Source organism: Pelomonas sp. Root1237, from assembly GCF_001425055.1.
Classification (GTDB): Bacteria; Pseudomonadota; Gammaproteobacteria; order Burkholderiales; family Burkholderiaceae_C; genus Pelomonas.
In genome coordinates this window covers 356,879-381,144 of the sequence record NZ_LMDK01000001.1, presented here as the reverse complement: position 1 = coordinate 381,144, position 24,266 = coordinate 356,879, and the positions used below count along the sequence as shown (strand labels likewise).

The 24,266-nt window shown below is 65.9% G+C and carries 23 protein-coding genes; 20 read left to right on the top strand and 3 right to left on the bottom strand.

What is annotated here, in order from left to right:
* The first annotated feature begins 8 nt into the window (after positions 1 to 8).
* The 16 genes from sucD (at position 9) to ASC91_RS01640 (ending at position 16,942) form a co-directional block, all read left to right on the top strand.
* Positions 9 to 902 (top strand): succinate--CoA ligase subunit alpha, encoded by an 894-nt coding sequence (gene sucD / locus ASC91_RS01715; protein ID WP_056191464.1) that lies wholly within the window; start codon positions 9 to 11, stop codon positions 900 to 902.
* Positions 903 to 1,031: 129 nt separating this feature from the next.
* On the top strand, positions 1,032 to 1,727 hold the full coding sequence (locus ASC91_RS01710; RefSeq protein ID WP_056191462.1) for a TerC family protein: 696 nt from the start codon (positions 1,032 to 1,034) through the stop codon (positions 1,725 to 1,727).
* Positions 1,728 to 1,737: 10 nt separating this feature from the next.
* The gene (locus ASC91_RS01705; RefSeq protein ID WP_082532335.1) at positions 1,738 to 2,877 is read left to right on the top strand and encodes a serine/threonine-protein kinase; all 1,140 of its coding nucleotides are present in this window, start codon (positions 1,738 to 1,740) and stop codon (positions 2,875 to 2,877) included.
* On the top strand, positions 2,874 to 3,671 hold the full coding sequence (locus tag ASC91_RS01700; protein WP_056191460.1) for a Stp1/IreP family PP2C-type Ser/Thr phosphatase: 798 nt from the start codon (positions 2,874 to 2,876) through the stop codon (positions 3,669 to 3,671). Before ASC91_RS01705 ends, ASC91_RS01700 begins: the two co-directional genes overlap by 4 nt.
* A 52-nt stretch (positions 3,672 to 3,723) precedes the next feature.
* Positions 3,724 to 4,374: an FHA domain-containing protein gene (locus tag ASC91_RS01695; RefSeq protein ID WP_056191458.1), complete on the top strand. Its 651-nt coding sequence runs from the start codon at positions 3,724 to 3,726 to the stop codon at positions 4,372 to 4,374.
* A gap of 165 nt (positions 4,375 to 4,539) precedes the next feature.
* Positions 4,540 to 5,325 carry an MBL fold metallo-hydrolase gene (locus ASC91_RS01690; RefSeq protein ID WP_056191456.1) on the top strand — a complete coding sequence of 262 codons (786 nt, stop codon included), beginning with the start codon at positions 4,540 to 4,542 and terminating at the stop codon, positions 5,323 to 5,325.
* Positions 5,326 to 5,566: 241 nt separating this feature from the next.
* The gene (locus ASC91_RS30130; RefSeq protein ID WP_056191454.1) at positions 5,567 to 6,010 is read left to right on the top strand and encodes a pilin; all 444 of its coding nucleotides are present in this window, start codon (positions 5,567 to 5,569) and stop codon (positions 6,008 to 6,010) included.
* A 244-nt stretch (positions 6,011 to 6,254) separates the two neighbouring features.
* Positions 6,255 to 8,138, top strand: a complete 1,884-nt coding sequence (locus ASC91_RS01680) for a hypothetical protein (RefSeq protein ID WP_056191452.1) — start codon at positions 6,255 to 6,257, stop codon at positions 8,136 to 8,138.
* A 1-nt stretch (position 8,139) separates the two neighbouring features.
* Positions 8,140 to 8,550, top strand: coding sequence for a GtrA family protein (locus tag ASC91_RS01675; protein ID WP_056191450.1), 411 nt, complete (start codon positions 8,140 to 8,142; stop codon positions 8,548 to 8,550).
* Positions 8,547 to 10,115, top strand: a complete 1,569-nt coding sequence (locus ASC91_RS01670; RefSeq protein ID WP_056191448.1) for an NAD(P)/FAD-dependent oxidoreductase — start codon at positions 8,547 to 8,549, stop codon at positions 10,113 to 10,115. Before ASC91_RS01675 ends, ASC91_RS01670 begins: the two co-directional genes overlap by 4 nt.
* 27 nt (positions 10,116 to 10,142) lie before the next feature.
* Positions 10,143 to 11,849, top strand: a complete 1,707-nt coding sequence (locus ASC91_RS01665) for a PglL family O-oligosaccharyltransferase (protein WP_056191446.1) — start codon at positions 10,143 to 10,145, stop codon at positions 11,847 to 11,849.
* A gap of 14 nt (positions 11,850 to 11,863) precedes the next feature.
* Entirely contained in the window at positions 11,864 to 13,510 is a 1,647-nt protein-coding gene (locus tag ASC91_RS01660; RefSeq protein WP_157281017.1) for a hypothetical protein, read from the top strand.
* Between the two features lie 97 nt (positions 13,511 to 13,607).
* On the top strand, positions 13,608 to 14,240 hold the full coding sequence (locus ASC91_RS01655; protein ID WP_162247723.1) for a class I SAM-dependent methyltransferase: 633 nt from the start codon (positions 13,608 to 13,610) through the stop codon (positions 14,238 to 14,240).
* On the top strand, positions 14,233 to 14,640 hold the full coding sequence (locus ASC91_RS01650) for a GtrA family protein (RefSeq protein ID WP_056191441.1): 408 nt from the start codon (positions 14,233 to 14,235) through the stop codon (positions 14,638 to 14,640). The genes ASC91_RS01655 and ASC91_RS01650 overlap by 8 nt, the downstream gene beginning before the upstream one ends.
* The gene (locus ASC91_RS01645; protein WP_082532333.1) at positions 14,640 to 15,773 is read left to right on the top strand and encodes a glycosyltransferase family 4 protein; all 1,134 of its coding nucleotides are present in this window, start codon (positions 14,640 to 14,642) and stop codon (positions 15,771 to 15,773) included. Before ASC91_RS01650 ends, ASC91_RS01645 begins: the two co-directional genes overlap by 1 nt.
* Positions 15,770 to 16,942, top strand: coding sequence for a glycosyltransferase family 2 protein (locus ASC91_RS01640; RefSeq protein ID WP_056191437.1), 1,173 nt, complete (start codon positions 15,770 to 15,772; stop codon positions 16,940 to 16,942). The genes ASC91_RS01645 and ASC91_RS01640 overlap by 4 nt, the downstream gene beginning before the upstream one ends.
* On the opposite strand, the gene moaC is transcribed toward ASC91_RS01640, so the two are convergent.
* Positions 16,933 to 17,412 (bottom strand): cyclic pyranopterin monophosphate synthase MoaC, encoded by a 480-nt coding sequence (gene moaC, locus ASC91_RS01635; protein WP_056191435.1) that lies wholly within the window; start codon positions 17,410 to 17,412, stop codon positions 16,933 to 16,935. The genes ASC91_RS01640 and moaC overlap by 10 nt on opposite strands.
* Positions 17,413 to 17,486: 74 nt before the next feature.
* Between moaC and ASC91_RS01630 the strand changes: the two genes are divergently transcribed.
* Positions 17,487 to 19,079 (top strand): M48 family metalloprotease, encoded by a 1,593-nt coding sequence (locus tag ASC91_RS01630; protein WP_056191432.1) that lies wholly within the window; start codon positions 17,487 to 17,489, stop codon positions 19,077 to 19,079.
* Here the strand turns inward: ASC91_RS01630 and ASC91_RS01625 are convergent.
* Entirely contained in the window at positions 19,076 to 19,708 is a 633-nt protein-coding gene (locus ASC91_RS01625; protein ID WP_056192561.1) for a glutathione binding-like protein, read from the bottom strand. The genes ASC91_RS01630 and ASC91_RS01625 overlap by 4 nt on opposite strands.
* Positions 19,709 to 19,777: 69 nt before the next feature.
* Here ASC91_RS01625 and ASC91_RS01620 point away from each other — a divergent pair, with 69 nt between their 5' ends.
* Entirely contained in the window at positions 19,778 to 20,407 is a 630-nt protein-coding gene (locus ASC91_RS01620) for a TetR/AcrR family transcriptional regulator (protein WP_056191430.1), read from the top strand.
* A gap of 186 nt (positions 20,408 to 20,593) precedes the next feature.
* On the opposite strand, the gene ASC91_RS01615 is transcribed toward ASC91_RS01620, so the two are convergent.
* On the bottom strand, positions 20,594 to 20,950 hold the full coding sequence (locus tag ASC91_RS01615) for a phage holin family protein (protein ID WP_235531772.1): 357 nt from the start codon (positions 20,948 to 20,950) through the stop codon (positions 20,594 to 20,596).
* A gap of 127 nt (positions 20,951 to 21,077) precedes the next feature.
* Here ASC91_RS01615 and ASC91_RS01610 point away from each other — a divergent pair, with 127 nt between their 5' ends.
* Both ASC91_RS01610 and ASC91_RS01605 read left to right on the top strand, forming a co-directional pair.
* Positions 21,078 to 21,851, top strand: coding sequence for an energy transducer TonB (locus tag ASC91_RS01610; protein ID WP_162247722.1), 774 nt, complete (start codon positions 21,078 to 21,080; stop codon positions 21,849 to 21,851).
* A 97-nt stretch (positions 21,852 to 21,948) separates the two neighbouring features.
* On the top strand, positions 21,949 to 24,258 hold the full coding sequence (locus ASC91_RS01605) for a TonB-dependent siderophore receptor (RefSeq protein ID WP_056191423.1): 2,310 nt from the start codon (positions 21,949 to 21,951) through the stop codon (positions 24,256 to 24,258).
* The last annotated feature ends 8 nt before the right edge of the window (positions 24,259 to 24,266 follow it).

Genomic DNA, 24,266 nt, shown 5'->3' with positions numbered 1-24,266 from the left:
AATCAGACATGTCCATCTACATCAACAAAGACACCAAGGTCATCACCCAGGGCATCACCGGCAAGACCGGCCAGTTCCATACCCTGGGCTGCCAGGCCTATGCCAACGGCAAGAACGCCTTCGTCGCGGGCGTGAACCCGAAGAAGGCCGGCGAGAAGTTCAGCGAGATCCCCATCTACGCGACCGTCAAGGAAGCCGCTGGCCAGACTGGCGCGACCGTCTCCGTCATCTACGTGCCGCCCGCCGGTGCCGCCGCCGCGATCTGGGAAGCCGTCGAAGCCGACCTGGACCTGGCGATCTGCATCACCGAAGGCATCCCCGTCCGGGACATGCTGGAAGTGCGCAACAAGATGAAGGCCAAGGAAGCCGCTGGCGGCAAGCGCACGCTGCTGCTGGGCCCCAACTGCCCCGGCCTGATCACGCCGGAAGAAATCAAGATCGGCATCATGCCCGGCCACATCCACCGCAAGGGCCGCATCGGCGTCGTATCACGCTCCGGCACGCTGACCTATGAAGCCGTGGCGCAGCTGACCGAGATCGGCCTGGGCCAGTCGTCGGCCGTCGGCATCGGTGGCGACCCGATCAACGGCCTGAAGCACATCGACGTGATGAAGGCCTTCAACGACGACCCGGACACCGACGCCGTCATCATGATCGGCGAGATCGGCGGCCCGGACGAGGCGGAAGCCGCGCGCTGGTGCAAGGCCAACATGAAGAAGCCCATCGTCGGCTTCATCGCCGGCGTCACGGCGCCCCCCGGCAAGCGCATGGGCCACGCCGGCGCGCTGATCTCCGGCGGCGCCGACACGGCCGATGCCAAGCTCGCCATCATGGAAGAGTGTGGCTTCACGGTCACGCGCAACCCATCCGAGATGGCCAAGCTGCTCAAGGCCCTGCTCTGAGCCTGCTCTCCGTGAGCAATTCGAGGGCCGTTCACTGAACGGCCCTTTTCCTTTGCTGCCTGCGTAGTTGCACGCAGACGCAGCCCGCCCGGGCGGACCGACACTCGGGCGACCAACACCGAGCCTGCCATGGACCTGCTGAACGCCGCCTTCTTCATCGCGCTGCTGAAGATCATCTGGGTCAATATCCTGCTGTCCGGCGACAACGCCGTCGTCATTGCGCTGGCCTCGCGCAATCTGCCGCACAGCCAGCAGAAGAAGGCCATCGTCTTCGGCAGCGGCGCTGCCATCCTGCTGCGTGTCGTGCTGACGCTGTTCGCCGTGCAGTTGCTGCAGCTGCCCTGGCTGAAGCTGATCGGCGCCGTGCTGCTGCTGTGGATCGGCATCCAGCTGCTGGCCGACAGCGAAGACGACGCCGACGTGCACGCCAGCGGCAATCTGTGGACGGCCGTGCGCACCATCCTGATCGCCGACCTCGTCATGAGCCTGGACAACGTCATCGCCGTCGCGGCCGCCGCCAACAGCGCGCCCGAGGGCGCCCGCCTGATGCTGCTCATCATCGGCCTGGGCCTGTCCATCCCACTCATCATCTTCGGCAGCACGCTGCTGTTGAAGCTGATGGAGCGCTTCCCGGTCATCATCACGCTGGGGGCCGCCCTGCTGGGCTTCGTCGCCGGCGAGATGGCGACGACCGATGCGGCCGTGCACGAGTGGTTCGAGGCGCATATGCATGGCCTGGACTACGCCGTCAGCATCAGCTGCGCGGTCCTGGTCGTCGTCGTTGGCATGGCGCTGGCCCGCCGCAGCAAGCGCGAGGCCGCCTAAGATCGACCGCATGGCAAGCGGCGGCAAATCCGGCAAGGCAGGCAGCTTTTGGCAGCGCCTCATCGGTCGGGTGCCCGATCCTGCTGGCTCACCGTACGGCGATCCGTCGGCCCTGCCGACCGTGCAGCAGACTCAAGGCCCCGGCGCGTCCACGCCGCAGGTCAGGGCCGCACAGCCGCCCCCCGACCTGCGCGATTTCGAACTCGGTGCCGAGATCGGCCGCGGCGCGATGGCCGTGGTCTACAAGGCCACGCAACGCTCAACGGGCCGCCAGGTCGCCATCAAGCGCCTCGCGCTGAGCCGCGAATTCTCGGCCGAAGACCTGGCGGACGTGCGCGAGCGCTTCATGCGCGAGGCGCGTGCAGCCGGCCAGCTGGAACATCCAGACATCCTGCAGGTCGTCGATGCCGGCCAGGACGGTGCTGACGCCTGGATCGCCCTCGAATACGTGCTCGGCCGCGACCTGAGCAGCTTCACCAAGGCCGGCCAGCTGCTGCCCGCTCGCGAAGTCGTGCAGATCGGCGCGCGGCTGGCGCGGGCCCTGGCCTATGCCCACAGCCAAGGCGTGGTGCACCGCGACATCAAGCCTGCCAATGTCATGCTGGACCGCATCAACGGCAGCCTGAAGCTGATGGACTTCGGCATTGCCCGCGTTGGCGACGGCAGCCGCACCCGCACCGGCCTCGTGCTGGGCACGCCGTCCTTCATGTCTCCAGAGCAACTTGCCGGCCTGACGGTGGACGGCCGCAGCGACCTCTATTCCCTGGGCGTGCTGCTCTACCAATTGCTCAGCGGCGCACTGCCCCACCAGAGCGAGTCCATGGCGCGGCTGATGCAACAAATTGCGACCGAGCCTGCACCCGATATCCGCATCCACCGCCCCAGCCTGCCCGAGGCCCTCGCCCTGGTGCTGGCCCTGGCGCTGGAGAAGCGCCCCGAGCTGCGCTACGCCGACGGCGAGCAGATGGCTCGTGATCTCGAAGCCGTGCTCGTGCTCGGCCTGCAGGCCGAACCCGCTGCGCCCGAAACGGCTGCAGTGGCTTCCCCCCAGGATGCGGCCTTCGCACAAACACTGCGCTTGGCGCCTGAGGAAGCAGGGCAGAATCCTTGCTCCTCTGCCGAGCCCCACGAGCCACCGCAAGCCTCATGACCCTGGAGTTCTTCAGCGCCACCGACGTGGGACGTGCGCGCGACAACAATGAGGATTCGGTCGCCCTGGACGAGGCCGCAGGCCTGACCGTGCTGGCCGACGGCATGGGCGGCTACAACGCCGGCGAAGTGGCCAGCCAGATGCTGACCAGCTTCGTCAGTTCCGAGCTGGGCCGCTGGCTCAAGGACGCCGGCCGCGAGGCCCGGGCCGGCGAGGTCAAGCGCGCCATGGACATCTGCGTGGACAACGCCAACCGCGCCATCTTCAACGCCGCCAACACCAACCCGCGCTATGCCGGCATGGGCACGACGCTGGTGCTGGGCGTCTTCCGCCCCGAAGGCCTGCTGCTCGGCCATGTCGGCGACTCGCGCGCCTACCGGCTGCGCGCCGGCCGTCTGACGCAGATCACGCGCGACCACTCGCTGCTGCAGGAGCAGATCGACGCCGGTCTGCTGACCGTCGAAGAAGCCGCGTTTTCCAGCAACAAGAACCTCGTCACGCGCGCTGTCGGCGTCGAGGACACGGTGCTGATGGAGCTCCATCTGCACGAGGTCCAGCCGGGCGACACCTACCTGTTGTGCTCCGACGGCCTGTCCGACATGCTCGACGATGACAGCCTCGCCAACCTGCTCAACGGCAATCCGGCCTTGCCCGAAGCTGCACGCGCACTGATCAACGCAGCCAATGACAGCGGCGGTCGCGATAACATCGCGCTCATCCTGGCCCGCGCAGAAGGACGCCAACGTACCGAAGGACGGGGCTGGTGGCCCTTCGGTCGACGCGGCGGCAACTGACTTGCTACCCCATGCAAAGTCAGGGCACGTACAACAGAACTTGAGGTCATAAATGGGCAAACTGGTGGTTTCGCTCGACGGCGTCGTGATCAAGGAGGTGCAGATCACCAAGGACAAGACCACCCTCGGTCGACGTCCCTACAACGACATCGTCATCGACAATCTCGCGGTCAGCGGCGAACACGCCGTGCTGCAGATGGTCGGCGCCGACGTCTTCATTGAAGACCTCAATTCCACCAACGGCACGTACATCAACGGCAAGGCGATCAAGAAGCAGCTGCTGGCCGACAACGACACGGTCGAAATCGGCAAGTACAAGATCAAGTTCCTGCTGAACGACGGCGGCGACTACGAGAAGACCATGATCCTCAAGCCCGGTTCCGGCGCGCCGCCGAGCCTGGGCCTGGGCTCCAACTTCGGCTCGCTGGGTGCGGCCGCCATCGGCCCGGCCTCCATCAAGGTGCTGACCGGCGCCGCCGCCGGCCGCGAGGTCGCGCTGACCAAGGTCGTCACCACGCTGGGCAAGCCCGGCGTGCAGGTCGCCTCCATCACCAAGCGCCCCACCGGTTATGTCTTCGCCCACGTCGAAGGTAACCAGCGCCCCAGCGTCAACGGCATCCCGCTGACGGGCGAATCGATTGCACTCCGCACCGGCGACCTGATCGAGCTGGCCGGCACGCAGATGCAGTTCATCCAGGGTTGATCGCCCGAAGTCCAGACCGGCCGCGGCCTTCGCGGCTGCTGTGACTTCCTCACGATAGCGACACCCCCAACTCGGTAATCCGACCGTCCGACCCACGGGGCGGGTGCGTACATTCTTGGCTCGGCCTCGCCTGATGCGAGCCACCCATTCCGAGCCACGCACCGCATGAACATCCGCGTCCTGGGCTGCTCCGGCGCCATTGCCGCCGGCTACAAGACCACTGCCTTCCTGCTGGACGACGATGTCCTCATCGACGCCGGCACCGGCGTGGGTGACCTGCCGCTGGATGCGCTGGCCGCCGTCGACCACATCCTGCTCAGCCACTCCCATCTGGATCATGTGCTCGGCATCCCGTTGCTGGCTGATGCGGTGCTGCGCCTGCGCGCCGCGGCGGGCCGCCCGCCCATCCAGGTCCACGGCCTGCCCGAGACGCTGGCCGCCCTGCGCCAGCACATCTTCAATGGCGTGATCTGGCCCGATTTCACCGTCCTGCCCAGCCGCGAGGCGCCGGTGCTGAGCCTGCACCCCTTCCAGATCGGCGACCGCGTCGACCTGGGAGGCCGCCTCATCGAAGTGCTGCCGGCAGCCCACACCGTGCCGGCCGTCGGTTTCGCCGTCGATGCCGGCACCGCGAGCGGCCACGCGCACTGGGTTTTCACCGGCGATACCGGCCCCAACCCGGCCCTGTGGCGGCGCCTGGCCGACCTGCGCCTGTCCCATCTCGTCATCGAGACGGCCTTCAGCGACGACGAGGCCGAGGTGGCCCACGTCAGCCAGCATCTTCATCCGGCGGAGCTGGGCCGCGAATTGACCCATCTGGCCGGCAGCGTCGACGTGCGCATCACCCACATCAAGCCCGGCGAGGTCGAAGCCGTCATGCAAGGCGTGCAGGCCTTGAACAGTCCCCATCGGATCAGCGCGCTGCAGGCCGGCCAGGAAATGGAACTTTGAGCCCGCCTTGCGATCGAGTCTGGCGCCCTGCGGCGCCATTTTTTCGCCTGACGTTTCTCGGCCCGCCACGCTGCAATGACAGAACGCGTCAGCTCGAAGTGACGTTTTTTGTCAGATCTGGCGACTCAACCACCTCAGCCGTGCGCTTTCGCACAGTTTGAGGGCCTGAAAAAGCTGGCACGGCCCCTGCATTCAGGGGGTGTGCCCTCCTCCCACCACTCACACTCGCTGGAGTACTGACATGAACCTGAAAGCACGCGCCCAACAAGGCTTCACCCTGATCGAACTGATGATCGTCGTGGCCATCATCGGCATCCTGGCTGCTGTGGCGATTCCGCAGTACAAGGACTACACGTCCAAGTCCAAAGCAGCGTCTGCCTTGACCAGCCTGGACAGCTACAAGACTGGCGTGGCCCTTTGCGCACAGGAAGCCGGTGGCGTGTTGACCACCTGCGATCTTGGCGCAAACGGCGTTCCTCCGACCATGGCCACTGCGCTGGTTTCCTCCGTCGCTGTCGCGGATGGCGTCATCACCGCCAACGTTCCCGCCAGCGCGATGGGCAACAGTTCGGCAGGCACCATCGTGCTCACGCCGACGGTGAACGAGGCGAACATTTCCTGGGCGATTACGTCCACGAACATGCCCGCCGCCGTGACCGCAGCCCTGATTAAGAACAACAGCTGATTTCCGAACCGCTGATATTGACAGGGGCTGCGGCCCCTGTTTTCGCTTTTACGCCGGATTCGCGATGCGCTTTTGAACAGTTGGCCCGCCACTTCCATTCGACTTTTCGAATGAGTGCGCCACAAGAGACTATTAAGCGTATCTGGCCCTTGAGCACAAACCAGCAGCGCGCATCTCGTGCGTCGCCCAGCCTGCTCTCGCAACCAGGATGCATTCGCACCTATCCTTGCCTTAAGAACTGGTAATGCTCACGCAGAGTCGTCTGTATTTGCTGTCTGCGGTGTTTTCCATTTTCGCCTGGACGCTTCTGGCGCATCCGTATCAAGGCCTGTGGCACGACGGCGTCTTGTATTTTGGGCAGGCGCTTTTGCACTCCCGCGCACCTCAGCTTGGCCACGACGTCTTTTTCGCTGCTGGCTCGCAGGACCAATACTCCATCTACGCCCATGTGATGGCGCCGCTCTATGTGCACCTGGGGCAGGCGGCCTCCCACATCAGCGTGCTGCTCACCAGCTGGCTGCTCATGGCTGGCGCAGTATGGATGCTGTTGAAGCGATTTGACGCCACCAAGGCCTGTCGCCTCTGGGGCCTGCTCGCGTTTTCAGTGATGTCGCCCATCTATGGCGGCGGCTGGGTATTCAGCTACGGCGAGCCATTTGTCACCGCGCGCAGCTTTGCCGAACCCTTGCTGCTCTGGAGTTTGGTGGCATTGCTGGCGAATCAAAAAGGCGCTGCCTTGGCATTGCAAATGTTGGCAGTGGTGTTTCATCCACTGATGACATTGCCCATCCTGGCGTTGAGCTGGTGCTATCTCGCCGCGGCCGACCGCCGCTGGTTGTGGCTTCTCTGTGCGATTCCCATCGCCCCCATACTGAGCGTGGCAGGCGTCTCTCCGTGGAATGGATTGCTGAAGGCCTATGACCCGTACTGGTGGTCGTTGGTAGACACAGGCAACAGTGAGGTGGCTCTGGGCAACTGGACGCTCGCCGATGGTTTTACCGTTGTGCTGGATCTCGGCGTCCTCGTCTCTTCAGCCCGGCTTCGCCCTTCCGATGCCTGGACACGACTGCTTTTTGCAGTCGTCATCACGACTGTGGGATTGCTGAGCCTCGCAGCGTTCGGGGTGGATGCCTGGCATTCGGTGCTTCTTACACAGTTGCAGGTCTGGCGTGCACATTGGATTGCCCACCTGATGGCCATGGCGCTGGCGCCGTGGTTGATTGCCAGACTTTGGCAACTTGGGGGGCTTTGGAAAGCAAGTTCCTGCGCCCTCGCACTTGCATTGCTCAACTCGCATATCGGAACCTCTCACGGTGGCGCAACGCTGCTGCTTTGGGCGCTAACCTCGGCGGCGGCATGGCGCTTGCGCCACGTCTCGCGCACCACGATTGTTCTGTCATGCTCAACCATCCTGCTTTGCACCATAGGCCTGTCCGTCTACCAACTGGACGACTTGCTGCAACAACAGGCTTGGCAGTTTCCCAATGCCGGCTGGGGCGATCGATTCATCAAGTTTGCGGCCTTCCCAACGGTGGTCGCGCCGTGCTTTGCAGCCTTGCTGTTCGTGGCAAGCAGGCGGCAGTCAGGAGCACTGCTCGCGGCAAGCGCCAGCGCTTTGCTGGTACTCGCATCGTTGATGAGCTGGGATCAAAGGCCCGACCTCGTGAGGGCCGTTGAATCACCTCCGACGTCCGTCCATCCCTTCAACGCGCACATCCCCATACAAGCAACCGTCTACTGGCCAAACCAACTGGTTCCGGTGTGGGGGCTGCTTGAGCGATCCAGCCATTACTCCCAGCAGCAAGGGGCGGGCGTGCTATTCAACCGAGATACCGCGTTGATATACGGACCTCGCCGGGAGGCATATCGTTTGATCGACGAGGATCGCAAGAAATGCAGGGCTGGTGCCGTGCTAGGCAGGGATCGTGTCGCTCTCTCTTACTGCGACATGCCCACGGAACAACGACTGGTGACCCTGTGCCTTCAACCAGACGCACCCGATTTTCTTGTCCTCATGAATCGACTCAAGCCGCAGCCTCTTGCCACTTGGCAACCGCCAGCTCAACGGGACCTGCCGCAAACCTACGTGCTCTACACCTGCTCTCAGCTGACTGCTCACCAAGCCTGACATGCCCCCGACATTGCGAGAGCTTCTGATCTATTCAGTGGCCAGTGCTGCGGCGCTGGTGCTGGACACCTCGGTGTTCACATTGAGCTTGCACGCGGGCATCAATGTGCCCATCTCCGCGTGCCTGGGGTTCAGTCTGGGCCTCATGTTGGTCTACACCCTCAGTACACGGCATGCATTTACCCAGCATCGCCTTAGCAACCGCAGCAACGAGTTCTGGTTGTTTGCAATGATCGGCATGGCAGGCCTGCTGCTGACCGAAGTGCTGCTGTGGTTCCTGGTCCAGCGGCTCGGACTTTTTCCGTTGCCGGCGAAGCTCGCCACGGCTTGCGTCGTCTTCTTGTTCAACTTCGTAACGCGCAAGGCATTGTTGTTCACGGCCCGCAGTGCGGCATTCAGCGCGCCGCAATGACACAGCCTCGCACCCTCATCATCGGCGCCGGCCCCGCGGGCCTCACCGCAGGCCTGGAGCTGCTGCGCGCTGGCTACCCCCAGGTCACCATCCTCGAAGCCACCGACGCCATCGGCGGAATTTCCAAGACGGTCAACTACAAGGGCAACCGCATCGACATCGGCGGGCACCGCTTCTTCTCCAAGTCCGACTGGGTGATGGATTGGTGGCGCGACGTGCTGCCGGTGGCCAGGCCTGAAAACGGCGGCGATGCACTGCTGGCCTACCAGGGCCAGCAGCGCCTGCTGGGCAGCCACCAGGCCACGGCTAGCGAAGCGGACGAAACGGTGATGCTGATCCGCAGCCGCCAGTCGCGCATCTATTTCGGCGGCAAGTTCTTCGACTACCCGCTCAAGCCCGGCATGGGGCTGGTGCGCAACATGGGCCTGGCGCGCTGCCTGCAGTTCGCCGGCAGCTACATGGCCGCCGCAGCCCGCCCGATCCGGCCTGAAAAGACGCTGGAAGACTTCTTCATCAACCGCTTCGGGCGTCAGCTCTATCTGCAGTTCTTCAAGGACTACACCGAGAAGGTCTGGGGCGTGCCCTGCCGCGACATCAGCGCCGACTGGGGTGCACAGCGCATCAAGAGCCTGTCCATCGGCAGCGCCGCCAAGCAGGCGCTCAAGAAGATCGTCACCGGCACCACCGACACCCAGCACACCTCGCTGATCGAGAGCTTCCTCTACCCCAAGTACGGCCCCGGCCAGATGTGGGAAACGGCTGCGGCCGAGTTCGAGCGCTGCGGTGGCCGGCTGCTGCGCGGCTGGACGGTCGACGAGATTCACCGCCAGGACAGCAAGGTCGAGCGTGTCGTCGCCCGCGACGCAGCCGGCGAACATCAAAGCTTCGACGCCAGTGCGGTCGTCTCGACGATGCCCATCCGCGAACTCGCCCAGGCCCTGCGCCCTGCGCCCGATGCGCCGGCCCTGGCCATTGCTTCTGGCCTCGAGTACCGCGACTTCATCACCGTCGGCTTGCTCTACCGCCGCATGAGCCCCAAGGTAGCAGGCAAGGCACGCCATGTGAGCGACAACTGGATCTATATCCAAGAGCCTGGCGTCAAGGTCGGCCGCGTGCAGGTCTTCAACAACTGGAGCCCCTATATGGTGGCCGACCCGGAAACCGTCTGGCTCGGCCTGGAGTTCTTCGCCCGCGATGACGATTCGCTGTGGGCCATGAGCGAGGAGGCCCTCAAGGCGCTGGCCGTGCGCGAGATGCAGCTACTGGGCCTGGCCGACGAGGCCGAACTGCTGGACGCCACCGTGCTGCGCCAGCCGAAGGCCTATCCAGGCTATTTCGGCGCCGCCTTCCAGCGCTTCGATGAACTGCGTGGCTGGCTGGACGGGCTGGACAACCTCTACCTGTGCGGCCGCAACGGCATGCACCGCTACAACAACCAGGACCACTCCATGCTGTCCGCGCGCCTGGCCGCGCAGGCCATCCTCAACGGCGGCGCCTGCCGCGATGCGATCTGGGCCGTCAACATCGACGACGACTATCACGAGGAAGCGCCGACGAAGAACTGAGGCTGGCCCATGCCATCATCCGCGCCCATGTCGTCCCAGAGCACCCCCTTCGCTGAGGCCCCCGCCACGCCACTCGGCCTCGTTCTCGCCGCCGCCCTGCCACCGCTGCTGGCCTTCAACCAGACGCCCGCAGCCACGCTTTACAACCAGTTGCTGGCGCTTGCCGGCTGGGGTCTGGTCCTGGTGCTGTGGGCTCCTGCCACGCCAGGCTGGCGCGCCGGGCTGAAAAGCCCCGCTGCCATGGCGCTGGCGCTGCTGCTGGCCGCGCCGATGAGCTCCGTCGTGTGGCGTGCCCTGCCGCTGTCGCTGGGCCTGGGCGCCACGGCCATCATCGGTGCCGGCCTGGCCGTACTGCTGGTGGCGCAAGGGCTGTCGACCCAGTCCCGCCAACTCGCCGCCGAAGCCTTCTGCTGGGGACTGCTGATCACGGGTCTGTTGACGGTCGCAGTCTGCATCGTGCAGGTCTTCCTCCCGGCGGGCGCCGACGGCAACTTCATCGCTCGTTCAGGCGTGGTGGGCAGCGCGGTAGGCAATCTGCGCCAGCCCAACCACCTGGCCAGCCTGATGATGTGGTCGTCCATCGCTGCCGTCTTCATCACGGAAAAGCGCGGCTGGCGGCCGGCGCTGGCGCCACTGCTGTTTGCCTTTGTCTTCACCATCGTGCTCAGCGCCTCTCGCACCGGCTATGTCGGCATCGCGCTGCTGGCCTTATGGGGCGTGGTGGATCGCAGCCTTTCGCGCAGCGCAAGACTGTGTCTGCTGGCCACGCCGTTGATGCTGGGCGTCAGCTGGTGGGGCATGTCGTTGTGGTCGGCCGAAAGCGGCCATGCCTTCCGCGCCGCTTCGCGGCTGTCGGAGGGTGCCGGCTCGCCGTCGCGGCTGGCCATCCTGCGCGACGCCTGGGCGCTGACAACGGCCAACCCGCTGCTGGGTGTTGGCTGGGGGGAGTTCAACTTCGCATGGAGCCTGACGCCATTCCCGGACCGCCCCATCGCCTTCTTCGACCACACGCACAACATCGCGTCGCAGCTCGCCGTCGAGCTGGGCCTGCCCTGGGCCGGCGCGGTGCTGCTGCTGCTGGCCTGGGCGCTGTGGAAGGCGTGGCGCAGCCCCTCCGAGAAGGCAGAAGACACGCCGCTGCGCCGCATGGCACTGATGATCGTGCTGACCATCGCCTTGCACAGCCTGGTCGAGTACCCGCTCTGGTACGCCTATTTCCTGCTGCCGGCCTGCTTTGCACTTGGCCTCGCTCTCCCTGCCGAAGCGCCGGCCAAGCCGGCGGGCGCCACGCCCTGGCGGATGATCGGCGGCCTGCTGATCGCCGGCAGCGCCTTCGCGGTGTGGGACTACCAGCGCGTCGTCGCCATCTACATGCCCAGCGAGGATGCCATGCCGCTGGGCGCTCGCATCGCCGATGGCCAGCGCTCGCTGTTCTTCAGCCACCAGGCGGACTACGCGGCCGCCACCAGCCAACCCCCCGGGCCGTTCGCGCTGGAGGCTGCACGCCGCACGGCCTTCAACCTCATTGACGCACGACTGCTGATGCACTGGTCGCAGTCGCTGGAAAAGACCGGCGACGTGCAAGGCGCGCGCTTCCTTGCCGACCGCCTGCGTGAGTTCCGCAACCCGACCGGGGACAACTGGTTCGCCGCCTGCGAGAACACGGCCTCGGCACCCGCCATGTCGCAATGCCTGCCGGCTTCAGCCGTCATCGATTGGCGGACACTGCGTTGAGAGACAAGGGGCCCGTGACCTTTGCGTCAGGCGATCGCGCCATCCGTTGCTTGGTTGTCGCGACATTGACGCTGGCATGTGCCGCACCGGTCATTACCCGGCTGTCGCGCATGGAGGGCATGCCGTTCGAGAGCTATCCCATCTACGAGCGGCTGTTTGCCTTCAATGACGTCTGGCAGTCACTGGCGATGCTCGCTGCACTGGCGGTGGCGCTGGCCTCGCAGCCGCTGCGCGAGATGGCATCGCGTTTGGCGGCGTGGATGAGTGAACGCCCGGTGCGGACCTCGCTGCTGTGTTTTCTTGGTCTGGCCTTGGGCGCCCAGTTGGTCTATCGAGCCCATCCGCTGTCGATGGACGAGTACGTGCCCTGGATGCAGGCCCACGCGCTGGCCAAAGGACAGGGTGCGCTGCACTACCCACCAGCGCTGCTTGATGCCATCGTGCCGCTGGAGTTCCAGGGTTCCTTCGTTCTCGTCGACCACGCCAGCGGCGCTGCCACATCGGTCTACTGGCCTGGTTTGGCTTTGCTGTTGACGCCGCTGGTGGCACTTGACCTCGGCTGGTGCCTGAATCCCGCCTTCGGCGCATTGACCCTGCTGCTGCTGCACCATCTCGCCCGTGATGCAGCCGGTGATGCACGAGCCGGTGGCTGGGCAATGTTGACAGCCTTGGCCTCGCCACAGTTCGTCGTGAACGCGATGTCCTGGTATGCGATGCCGGGCGAGCTGGCGCTGAATCTGCTTTTCCTGTGGTTGTTGTTGCAGCCACGACGTCGCGCCGCCTTCGCCGCAGGGTTCGTTGGCGGTTTGTGCCTGGTCATGCACAACCCCGTGCCGCATGCCTTGATGGCTGCACCCTGTCTTGTCTGGCTGGCTATGGACCGCAGCCGCTGGACGCGGCTGCTAGGGGTACTGGTGGGCTATTTGCCGCTGGGGGTAGGCCTGGGCCTGGGTTGGTGGCTGCTGAAGTCAGGCTTCGGCGACATCGTGACACACGCCGCAGCGCCCCACGGGCTGCTGGAAGTTTTCGGCCGCGTCCTCGTCTGGCCCGATTCGACGCTGCTAACAGCACGTTGGCAGGCCATCTGGAAGATGTGGATCTGGGCCAGTCCGGGCCTGCTGTTGCTGCCACTGATGCCACGGGCACGCCCGCTCGCGGAGCGCCTGCTACTCGTTGCCTTCGTGCTGACCTTCGCCTTCTATCTGTTCGTGCGCTTCGATCAGGGCCACGGCTGGGGCTTTCGCTACATGCATCCGGTCTGGGGTGCGCTGCCCGTTGCGGCCGGCCTATGGCTACTCGGCGCGCAGGGCTGGGCCCGGCAATGGGGGACGGCCACGCTCGCTGCCGGCCTTTTGGCGATGCCGGTCTTCCTGTGGCAGACCCAAGCCAGCATCGACCGGGCGCTGTCCTTTCGCATCGCGCCCGAAGGTCCCGGCGACTGGGTGGTGTTTGTTTCACAGACGACGGGCCGATACCGCGGCGACCTGGTGCAGAACGCCGACAGCCCCGCGCCGCGCCTGACGCTGATCAGCCGGGGCGAGCGTGCAGATCGCACGCTGATGGCACGACATTTCCCCGACGCAGTCGAAGTGATGCAAGACTCTCGCGGCTCGGCCTGGCGCCTGCCGGCAGGCCGGCTTTCGGGCGCTAACGCGCCCTAGCCTGTTCAGGGCCGAATGACGACTTCAATCTGTCTCAATCCGACGCTTTGCCACATGAACCCAGCGCAGGTGGTGCGCCATGCTGAGGACGCCATTCATGACTTCCAACTCCACGCATCCTTCTAACGCGAGAGGTCTGATTGACCGGCTCAGCACCAGCGCATACCGCCGCAGCATCCTGGACGGCATCACCGCAGCACTCAAGGATTCTTCACCGGTGAACCAGGCGCTCGACTTCGGGGCGGGCGACGGCTTCTTCGCTGCGAACCTGCCACAGCTGACCGCCATCGAGCAGGTGACGCCGATCGACGTGGTCGAGCGCATCTCCAGCTGGGTGAAGCCAATGCTCTACGACGGCGGCAGGCTGCCATTCGACGATCGCAGCTTCGATCTCTGCTACGCCATCGACGTGTTGCATCACTGCCCGGATCCGCTTGCCGCGCTGGCCGAGATGATGCGTTGCACGCGGCGCTACCTGCTCATCAAGGACCACAACCACAACGGGCCGCTGGGTCGGGTCGTGCTGGCCGTACTCGACGAGTTGGGCAACCGCCGGTTCGGCATCCCCTCTCCGCAGCACTATCAGCAGCGCTGGGCCTGGGTGGACTGGATAGAGTCCCAAGGCTTCGTGCGCCGGCACTGGTCTCACCCAATGGCCTGCCACCGCGGCGTGCTGGCGTCGACAAACTCGCTGCAGTTTCTCGGGCTATGGGCCCGCCAGCATGACTGAGCTCAGGCTGCACCCCAAGCTCGGCCGTCACGCAGTCGTCGGAGCGGGCTGCGCGCTTCTCAGCATTGGCCTCGTTCACATCGGCACTGCCGTGTTGCACTGGCAATACCTCGCGGCGGCGTGGCTGACTTGCTTCACCACGATTCCGATCAGCTACTTCCTGCACCGCCGCTACACCTTCAGCGTGGCCAATCGTGCCGGTTGGGCCGAGTTCGGCCGGTTTCTCGGCCAGCAGTTCCTGCAGTTTTGTGCGGGTCTGGTGCTGCTGGCGATCGGCGTCGAATGGCTCGATCTGAATCCGACACTGGCCATGGTCGCCGCGACTGCTGTCCTTTGGCTGTTTTCATTTCTTGTCCAATCGCGCTGGGTATTCCGCGCTGAGTTGCAGGCCAGACGCTGATGAGTGCCTTGCGCGTGTTGCAGATCAGCGCGTTTTTTCCCGCGCATGGCGGTGGTATCGAGATAGTGGCCGGCGCACTCGCGACCAGGCTGCCCAACGCTGGTGTCGCAGTGCACTGGATGGCCGGTGGCCCGCGCGAGGAATGGCCCGACAGGTGGCCGGGTGCGACATTGGATTGCGAGCCGGCATGGGACCCGCTCGGGCGGCGTCTTGGCCTACCCTTCCCCATTTGGGGGGCCGCCAGTTTCGGGCGGCTGTGGCGGCGCGTCGGCCAACATGATGTCGTGCACGTGCACGACTTTCTCTACCTGCCGACGCTGGCCGCGATGCTGTTCGCGGCGCTGCGACGCAGGCCCGTCGTGTTGACCCAGCATATCGGCTCGATTCCCTACCGCTCGCGCTTTGCGCGCGGCCTGCTGACGCTGCTGAACCGCAGCCTTGGCGCCTTCGTGTTGCGCAGGGTGGCGCAAGTCGTGTTCGTTGGACTGCCGGTGCAGCACCACTTTGAGCGCTTCGTACACTTTCGTCGCGCACCACGCTTGATTCCAAACGGCGTGGACCATGCCCTCTTCTACCCTCGCCTGGCCGCGTCGGAAGGGCCGCTGCGCATGCTGTTCGTTGGCCGCTTCGTCGAGAAAAAGGGCCTGCCCTTGTTGCGACAATGCCTCGATCTGCCAGGCGCCTCGTGGACCTTTGTCGGCGACGGCCCACTGGCGCCGCAAGGCGGCCCCCGAGTACAGCTGACCGGCCGCCTGAATGCCGGCCAAGTGGCCCAACAGTTGCGTGAAGCCGACCTGCTGGTGTTGCCGAGCACCGGCGAAGGCTTCCCACTGGTCGTACAGGAGGCGCTGGCCAGCGGAACGCCGGTCCTCGTCAGCACCGAAGTGTTTGAGGCTTTTCCCGGCGTGGATGAAGGCTGCGTCTTCCACGTTGAGCTGCGCAACGGCGCGCCGGAGCGCGCATTGCGCGAGCGCCTGAGCCAACTGCTGGCGCAGCCCGAGCGCCTGCGGAAGGCCCGCGTTGCGGCGGTCGAGCTGTCGCGCCAGTGGGATTGGGACACCACCGTGCAGCGCTATGTCGACCTGTATCACGGCCTCGCCCGGCCCGCTGCGAAACCCACGACGTCTTCATGAGCGCTCCCCTCGAACTGACCATCCTCATGCCTTGCCTGAACGAGGCGCTGACCGTGGGCCAATGCGTACGACAGGCGCGCGCCTTCCTCGCGGCAAGTGGCATTCAGGGTGAGGTCGTGGTGGCAGACAACGGCTCCAGCGACGGCAGTCGCGAGTTGGCCGAGGCCGAGGGTGCGCGGGTCGTGGCCGTGCCTGAGCGCGGCTATGGCGCGGCGCTGCAGAGCGGCATCGCAGCCGCGCAAGGGCGCTTTGTCATCATGGGCGACTCAGACTGCAGCTACGACTTCTCGCGCCTGGACGCCTTCGTCGCCGCGCTGCGCAGTGGTCAGCAGCTGGTCATGGGCAACCGCTTTTCTGGTGGCATCGCGCCAGGCGCCATGCCCAGGCTGCACCGCTACCTTGGCAACCCGGTGCTCAGCTTCATCGGGCGCCTCTTCTTCAGAAGCCCGGTGCGCGATTTCCACTGCGGCCTGCGCGGCTTCGACCGCATTGCGATGTTGCGCCTCGGATTGCAGTCGCCCGGAATGGAATTCGCCAGCGAGATGGTCGTCAAGGCAACATTGCACGGACTGCACATTGCCGAAGTGCCGACAACGCTCTCCCCCGACGGCCGCGATCGGCCGCCTCACCTGCGAAGTTGGCGCGATGGCTGGCGCCATCTGCGTTTTCTGCTACTGCACGCGCCGGCGTGGCTCTTCATGTACCCCGGCCTCGCGCTATTCCTGCTGGGTACTGCGGCAAGCGTCGCACTTGGCATCGGCCCGGTGCCACTTGGCTTCGCAACCCTGGATGTGCACAGCATGCTGTATGCAGCGGCATTTGCGTGCCTCGGCCTGCAAATGCTGCTGTTTGCCGGGACCTGCTCATTGCATGCAGTGCGCATAGGCGTATTGCCCCAGTTGCCAAAGGGCCTCGGCTGGGTTCATCGAGTTCAGCTGGAGTCCGCCCTGCTGCTGGCACTGGCGCTATTTCTCGTCGGGCTCGGGTTTGCGTGCGCGAGCGTTTGGCTGTGGTGGCACCAATCGCGCTTCGGAGCTGCCAACCCGGCGCAGCTGATGCGCGCCGTCATCCCCGGCGCCACTTTCATTCTCGCCGCCGGCCAGATAGCGATGAGCGCCTTCATGTTCGAGTTCATCCGCATGGCGCCGCAGCGCCCGAGTCAAGGCTGAGCCCAGTCGCCGCTCTTGCCGCCCTGCTTCTGCAGCACCCGCACGTTGCCGATGACCATGCCGCGGTCCGCGGCCTTGCACATGTCGTAGATGGTCAGCAGGCCGACCTGCACGGCGCACAGCGCCTCCATCTCGACGCCGGTGCGGCCCAGCGTCTCGACCTGGGCGCGGCACAGCACGCGGCCGCCGGCTTCGTCCAGATCGAAGTCCACCGCAACGCGAGTGATCGGCAGCGGGTGACACAGTGGCACAAGGTCGGCGCAGCGCTTTGCGCCCTGGATCGCCGCGATGCGTGCCACGCCCAGCACATCGCCCTTCTTGGCCGTGCCGCTGGCGATCAATGCAAAGGTCGCCGGCTGCATACGAATCTCGCCTGCGGCGACGGCGACACGGTGGGTCTCGGCCTTGGCCGACACATCGACCATGTGCGCCTGGCCCTGGGCGTCGAAGTGAGTCAGCGGGGTCGACATACCAAGAAACATTCAGGAAACCGAGTTGCAGGCATCATAGACAGCCGGCTCCCGCCGGCCGGAGTCTCTGTTCGATGAAGAAGTCACCCGCCTCCCGCGCCCTGCTGACCCTGCTTGCGGCCGCCTGCCTCATCACCACCAGCCCGATCCGGGCCCAGGTCAACCTGCCCGCCCTGGGTGACTCGGTCTCGCAGGATCTCGATGTCGTGGCCGAGCGGCAGCTCGGCGAGCGCTACATGCGCATGATCCGCATCGACCCCGCGTGCGTGCAGGACCCCATCCTGCAGGAGTACATGGCCGGCATCTTCGAACCGCTGGTGGCCGCGTCGCGCAAACTCGGCCATATCGGCGAAGACATCCAGACCCGCTTCGCCTGGGAAAGCTTCCTCGTCGAGGACAAGAGCGTCAACGCCTTTGCGCTGCCGGGCGGCTTCGTTGGTACCCACCTGGGGCTCATCGCGATGACGGTGTCACGCGACGAGCTGGCCTCGGTGCTGGCGCACGAGATCTCGCACGTGACGCAGCGCCACATCGCGCGACGCATTGCCGGTGACTCCAAGAACAGCATGGTCGCCATCGCGGGCCTGCTGCTGGGCGTGCTGGCCGCGTCGCGCGGCAACATCGACCTGGCCAATGCCGGCATCGTCGGCGGCCAGGCGGCGGCCACGCAGTTGTCGCTGAACTTCTCGCGCGACATGGAGCGCGAGGCCGACCGCGTCGGCTTCAACGTGCTCGTCGAGGCCGGTTTCGCGGGCAGCGGCATGGTCAGCATGTTCGAGCGCATGGAGCAGGCTTATCACCTGATGGACAACGGCGCCTTCCCCTACCTGCGCTCCCATCCGCTGACGAGTGAGCGCATCGGCGACGCACGCACGCGCCTGGCCCTCGAACCGTTCGCGCGCCCGCGGGGCCTCGCCGAGCATGCGCTGATGGCAGCGCGTTCGCGTGTGCTGATGGACCCCCGCGTCGAGGCCTGGAAGGTACTGGAGAACTACGACGCCGGCGCCCGCAACATCCGCGAGAGCGGCGGCTACGAACAGCTCGGGGCGCGCTATGCCGCGGCGCTGGCGTCCATCAAGCTGCGCAACTTCGACCGCGCAGAGGCCACGCTGCGCAGTGCGGAGGTGACGTTGGAGCTCGTCAACCCCAGCCCCGCCGAGACGGTGGCCGCCAGGCGGCAACTGACCTATCTGCGTGCCGAGCTCGCGCAGGCCCGCGGCCGCCCGATGGAGGGCACCGCCGCGCTGGACACGCTGTCAGGCGAGAAATCCCGCCCCATGCTGATGCAGCGCGTGGGCCTGGCGCTGGCGGCCGGCCCGGGGTCGCCAGCCCTGCGCGAGGCCGCGGATGCACTGCAGACCCATGTCAGCCTGGAGCCGCGGGACTCCCTGGCCTGGGCCCAGCTCGCACTGATCTGGCAGAAGCTGGGCCAGCCGCTGCGGGCCGTGCGGGCCCAGGCCGAGGTGCATGCCGCCGCCGGCGACTTGAACGGTGCCATCGACCGCATGCGCTCAGGCCTGCGCCAGTCACGCGGGCCGGATGCCGACCAGGTCGAAGCCTCCGTCATCGACGCCCGGCTGCGCGCCCTGGTCTATGAGCGCCAGTCGCTCCTGGGCGAGATGTACCGCGGCCGCTACATCCCGCCGGACGTCGAACTGCCAAATTAAGCGGCCTGCAAACGCTGCTCTTCCTGGTACAGCGCGAACTCCTCGCGCAGCGCCCGTGCCACCGCCTCGCGCTGGCCGATGCGGCGGTGATAGACCTTGACCGCGGGCCATCCGCCCAAGTCCACGCCGGCATAGGGCGCCCAGTTCAATACGACGGCGAGGTAGATGTCGGCGATGCCATAGCTGCCCTCCAGATATTCGTGCTGCTGCAGATGCGCTTGCAGGACGCCCAGGCGCAACGCCGCCTTGTCCATCGAATAGGCCTTCACGTCGGCGCTGGCCTTGGGATCGAGCAGCGGCACGAAGACGGCCTTGTGCAGTTCGGTGCCGATGAAGCCCAGCCATTGCCGCACACGGGCGCGCGCATCGGCTTCGGCGGGCAGCAGGCCGGCCGCCGGGAAGGCCTCGGCCAGATATTGCAGCACCGCGGCGTTCTCGTTCAGCAGCCAGCCCTCGGGGGTGTGCAGCGCCGGCACCTGCCCCATCGGGTTGACCTGCCAGTAGTCGCGGCCGTCCAGCGTGCGCTTGGCCTTGCCGTCCACCTGCGTGAAACGCGCATCGGCACCCACTTCGTACAGCACGGTGCGGCTCGCCAGCGAACAGGCCATGGGGGAAAAGAACAGCTCCATCAAGATCTCCAACAGTGTTTTTGTACTGTATTGAATAGAATTCACTGTCGTCAATGAATTTCATGCGCCGTGGTACAAAAATCTGAAGATGAGGCCAAGCCACCCCCGCGCCCTCGCGGGCGGCCACGCAGCTTCGACACCGAGGCCACGCTCGCGCAGGCCACGCTGGCCTTCTGGCAGCGCGGCTATGCAGCGACGTCGTTGGATGACCTGAGCCATGCCACGGGCCTGAACCGGCCCAGCCTGTATGGCGCCTTCGGGGACAAGCACGCCCTCTATCTGCTGGCGCTGCGCCTGTATACCGAGCAATCCAATGCCGCCATCGCCGCGGCGTTGGCGGACCGTTCGCTACGCGATGGCCTGCTGCGCGTCTACGAGTTGGCGCTGCAGCTCTACTACCCGCCCGACGAGGCCGCGCGGGGTTGCCTGCTGATTGGCACGGCGGCCACCGAGGCGCCGCGGGACGAAGCCATTCGCCAGCAGCTCGGCGATTCGCTGCGCGGTTTCAACACCGCTTTCGAGGCGCGGCTGCAGCGGGCAGTGAACGACGGCGAGCTGCCGCGCGGCACCGATGTCGCGATGCGCGCCCAGCTCGCATCGGCGGTGCTGCATTCGATGGCACTGCGCGCCCGCGCTGGCGATGCGCGCGAGGAACTGGCCGCCTTCGCGGCCGCGAGCCTGGACTTCGTCTGCCGCTGACGCGTCAGTGATCCATTTCGCGTTTGCGGCACCCGGAATTTGCGGGCCGAGCGCTGGGCCGCTCCCGAGCCGGCCCGCCTAGGGCGATGTGCTTGCCGGTCAATCCGGCAAGTATCGCCGTCCCCTGGGGGGACCGACTGGACTCGCCGGCGTTCAGCAAGGAGAGGCTGGGCGAGGGGCCCCGTCTCAGTCGCCAGGGAAGACGCGCTCGACGACGACGTCGATGACCATGCCGCACAGGCTGTAGATCAGCGAGCCGATCAGCGCGGCGGCAAAGCCCGTCACGGCCAGGCCATCCAGCACCGTGGCGGCCATCCAGAACATCAGCGCGTTGATGATGAAGAGGAAGAGGCCCAGGCTGAGCACCGTCACCGGCAGCGTCAACAGCACGAGGATGGGCCGCAGCAGCGTGTTCAGCAAGCCCAGTACGAAGGCCGCAATCAATGCAGACGTGAAGCTCTTGACGATGACGCCGGGGTAGAGGTGAGCCACCAGCAGCAGGGCGCCAGCGAGCAGCAGCCAACGAACGAGGATCTTGGTCATGGCCGCGAGCATATCGGGCCACCGCCAGAGCGGTGTCGCATGACTGCAGCATCGCGATGCCGCATCAAATAGGAATCGTTCGCATTCGTGTTAAGATTTTTTCATCGAACACGGTCCTGTCTCGCTCGTGAAGCCCGCCCTCGCCTTTGTTGCCTCCAATTCGGCCCTTCCCGCGCCGGTCGCCGTCCCATCGCGACCGGCGGTGGTGCTGCCGTTGCGAGTGCCGGAACCGCGGCTCAGCTTTGCCGAGATGGGGCGCCCGTCGCGCAGCCGGCGCCTGTTGCTGGTGGGCATCGCGGCGCTGCATCTGCTGGGGCTGTGGGGCCTGAGCCAGGTGCAGGATGTGCACCGCACGGTGGCACGCCTGGCACCCGTCGTCGTGCGCCTGGTGGCACCGGCCGAACCGCCCAAGCCGCTGCCACCGCCCCCGGTGGCGATGCCGGAGCTGAAGGCGCCGGCGCTGACGATGGTGGATCCACCGCTGATCGCCGTCGCGGCGGCGCCCGCGCCCTCTCCCGTCGTTGCGGCTCTGCCGCCGCCGCCACCGACGGTCGTTCCGGTGCAGGCGGCGCCGACACCTGTCATTGCGATCACGCCGCCACCCGCACCGCAGATCAAGCAGATCCCCGCCAGTGCGGTGCGCTATCTGAAAGAGCCGCGCATGACGGTGCCGCTGATGTCCAAGCGGCTGCACGAGTCCGGCGTCGTGCACCTGCGCGTCATCGTCGACGTGCGCGGCCAGCCGCGTGAGATCACCCTGGCGAAGTCCTCGGGCTTCGCCCGCCTGGACGAGCAGGCGCTGCAGGACATGCGCAGTGCCCGCTTCGCGCCGTACACCGAGAACGGGCAGCCCGTCGAGTGGGAGGTCATCGCGCCGATGTCCTACGAAGTCGACCGCTGACCCCACCTCCTTTCCCTGAGTAGCCATGCCGTGGGCGGCGCCTTGCGCCGCCGTGGGCAAAGCCATGCCCATTCAACACGATCCCTCGGAGAAATCCATGTCCCGCAAGAACAAATCGAACAAGTCGAAGACGCAGGCGCTGCTACCCCTGGGCGCGCTGGCCGCCGGCTTCGGCCTGGCCACGGCCACCCTGGCCCAGACCGCGCCCACACAGAAAGCGCCCGCCAAGGAAGAAAGCGTGCTGCCCACCGTGCGCGCCAAGGCCACTGCCGAGCCGCAAGGCAAGGACGGCTACCAGGCCACCGAGACGCGCATCGGCAAGGGCAAGCAGGACATCCGCGACATCCCGCAGTCCCTGACCATCGTCACCGAGAAGCTCATCGACGACCGCAACCTCGACAACGTCAAGGAAGTGTTGAAGAACACCGCCGGCATCACCTTCCAGGCGGCCGAAGGCGGCGAGGAAGACATCAAGATCCACGGCATCTCGCTGCAGAGCACCGGTGACATCTTCATCGACGGCATGCGCGACCCGGCCTTCTACGACCGCGACACCTTCTTCCTCGACAAGGTCGAGCTGCTGCGCGGCTCCGGTGCGCTGATGTTCGGCCGCGGCTCCAGCGGCGGCGCGGTCAACCAGGTCACCAAGCAGGCTGTGCTGGCCGACCAGAACGAGATCAACGTCGGCGCCTACAGCCACGGCGGCCTGCGCGTCACCGGCGACTTCAACAAGCGCAGCGGCGAGACGACGGCCTGGCGCATCGGCACCATGGTCAACCGCGCCGACAACGACGGCTCGGGCAACATGATCAACAAGGCCGGGCTGGCCGGCTCGGTGCGCACGGGCATTGGCGAAGACGACGAGTTCGCCCTCACGCTGTACGCCCTGGACAACAACAACGGCATGAACTACGGCATGCCGTGGATCAAGCCCACGCCGACCGCTCCGAGCAGCGCCACGACGCTGCTGCCGCTGGCACCAACCGCCTACTTCGGGCTGGCCAGCGACCGCAACAAGGGCACGGCCAACTACGTGATGGGCTCGCACACGCACCGCTTCAGCCCCAACGTCGAGCTGGTCACCAAGGCCCGCTATGCGTCCTACACGCGTGACCAGCGCGCCGGCACGGTGCGCTTCGCGGCTGCAGCCCTGCAGCCGGGCGGCATTGCCGCGTCACTGGCGACCTTCGGCCCCAACACCGTGCTGGCCCGCGGCACCCAGCTGAAGATCCAGGATCTGCAGACCATCACCGTGCAGAGCGACCTGAGCGCCAGGTTCAAGGCCGCCGGCATGGAGCACCATGTCATGACCGGCGTGGACTTCGCCCAGGAGAAGAAGCAGGTCTACAACGACAGCCCCGGCTTGACGGCAGCTCAGCGTGCGGCCTTCTACGCGGCGCTGGGCCTCACCAAGCCCAGCACGCTGGCCGGCACGCCCGACGATGGTGCCGGCATCGACGAGTCGCGCCGCCAACCTCTGAAGGCGAGCGAGTACACCTCCCGCTCTGCCGGCGCCTACGTGCAGGACATGGTGTCACTCACGCCGCACTGGAAGCTGCTCGCCGGCCTGCGCTACGACAAGCTCAAGGGCGACTACGACAACTTCAACTACAGCTACAACGCCACCGGCACGCCGGGCTACGACAAGATCGCTCGCTCAACGACCGACAGCTACCGGATGAACGTATCGGAGTGGAGCAAGCGCGCCGCCGTGCTGTTCCAGCCGAATGCCCAGCTGTCCTTCCACCTGATGGGCGCGACGTCCTTCAACACCTCGGGCGACACCTACTCGCTGAGCGCCACCAACGCCAACATCCCGCCCGAGAAGTCGGTGAACATCGAGCTGGGCGGCCAGTACGACAGCGCCGACGGCAGGCTGACGACGCGTTTCGGCATCTTCCGCGCCACCAAGCTGCACGAGCGCAATACCGACCCGCTGAGCAATCTGGTCGTGCTGTCCGGCAAGCGCCACGCCCAGGGCATCGACGTCGACATCACCGGCCGCATCACGCCGGAATGGGAAGTCTTCGGCACCTTCACCTGGATGCCGACGGCCATCATCGACGTCGGTGCCGAAGGCGCGGAAGGCGAGGGCACGCGCCCGTCGCTGACGCCGCGCTACTCCGGCAGCTTGTGGACGACCTACAAGATCACGCCGCAATGGCGCGTTGGCGGCGGCTTCAACGCTCGCAGCGGCCAGCAGCCCAACCGCAACCCCGGCTTCTACGCGCCCAAGTTCATCATCGGCAACCTGATGGCCGAATACACCGTCGTCGAGGACGCGCTGCTGTTCCGCCTCAACGTCGACAATGTGACCAACAAGCGCTACGCCGACACCCTCTACACGGGCCACTACATCCCGGGCAAGGGCCGCGTCGTCGCGCTGACGGGCACCTACAAGTTCTAACCTCCTCC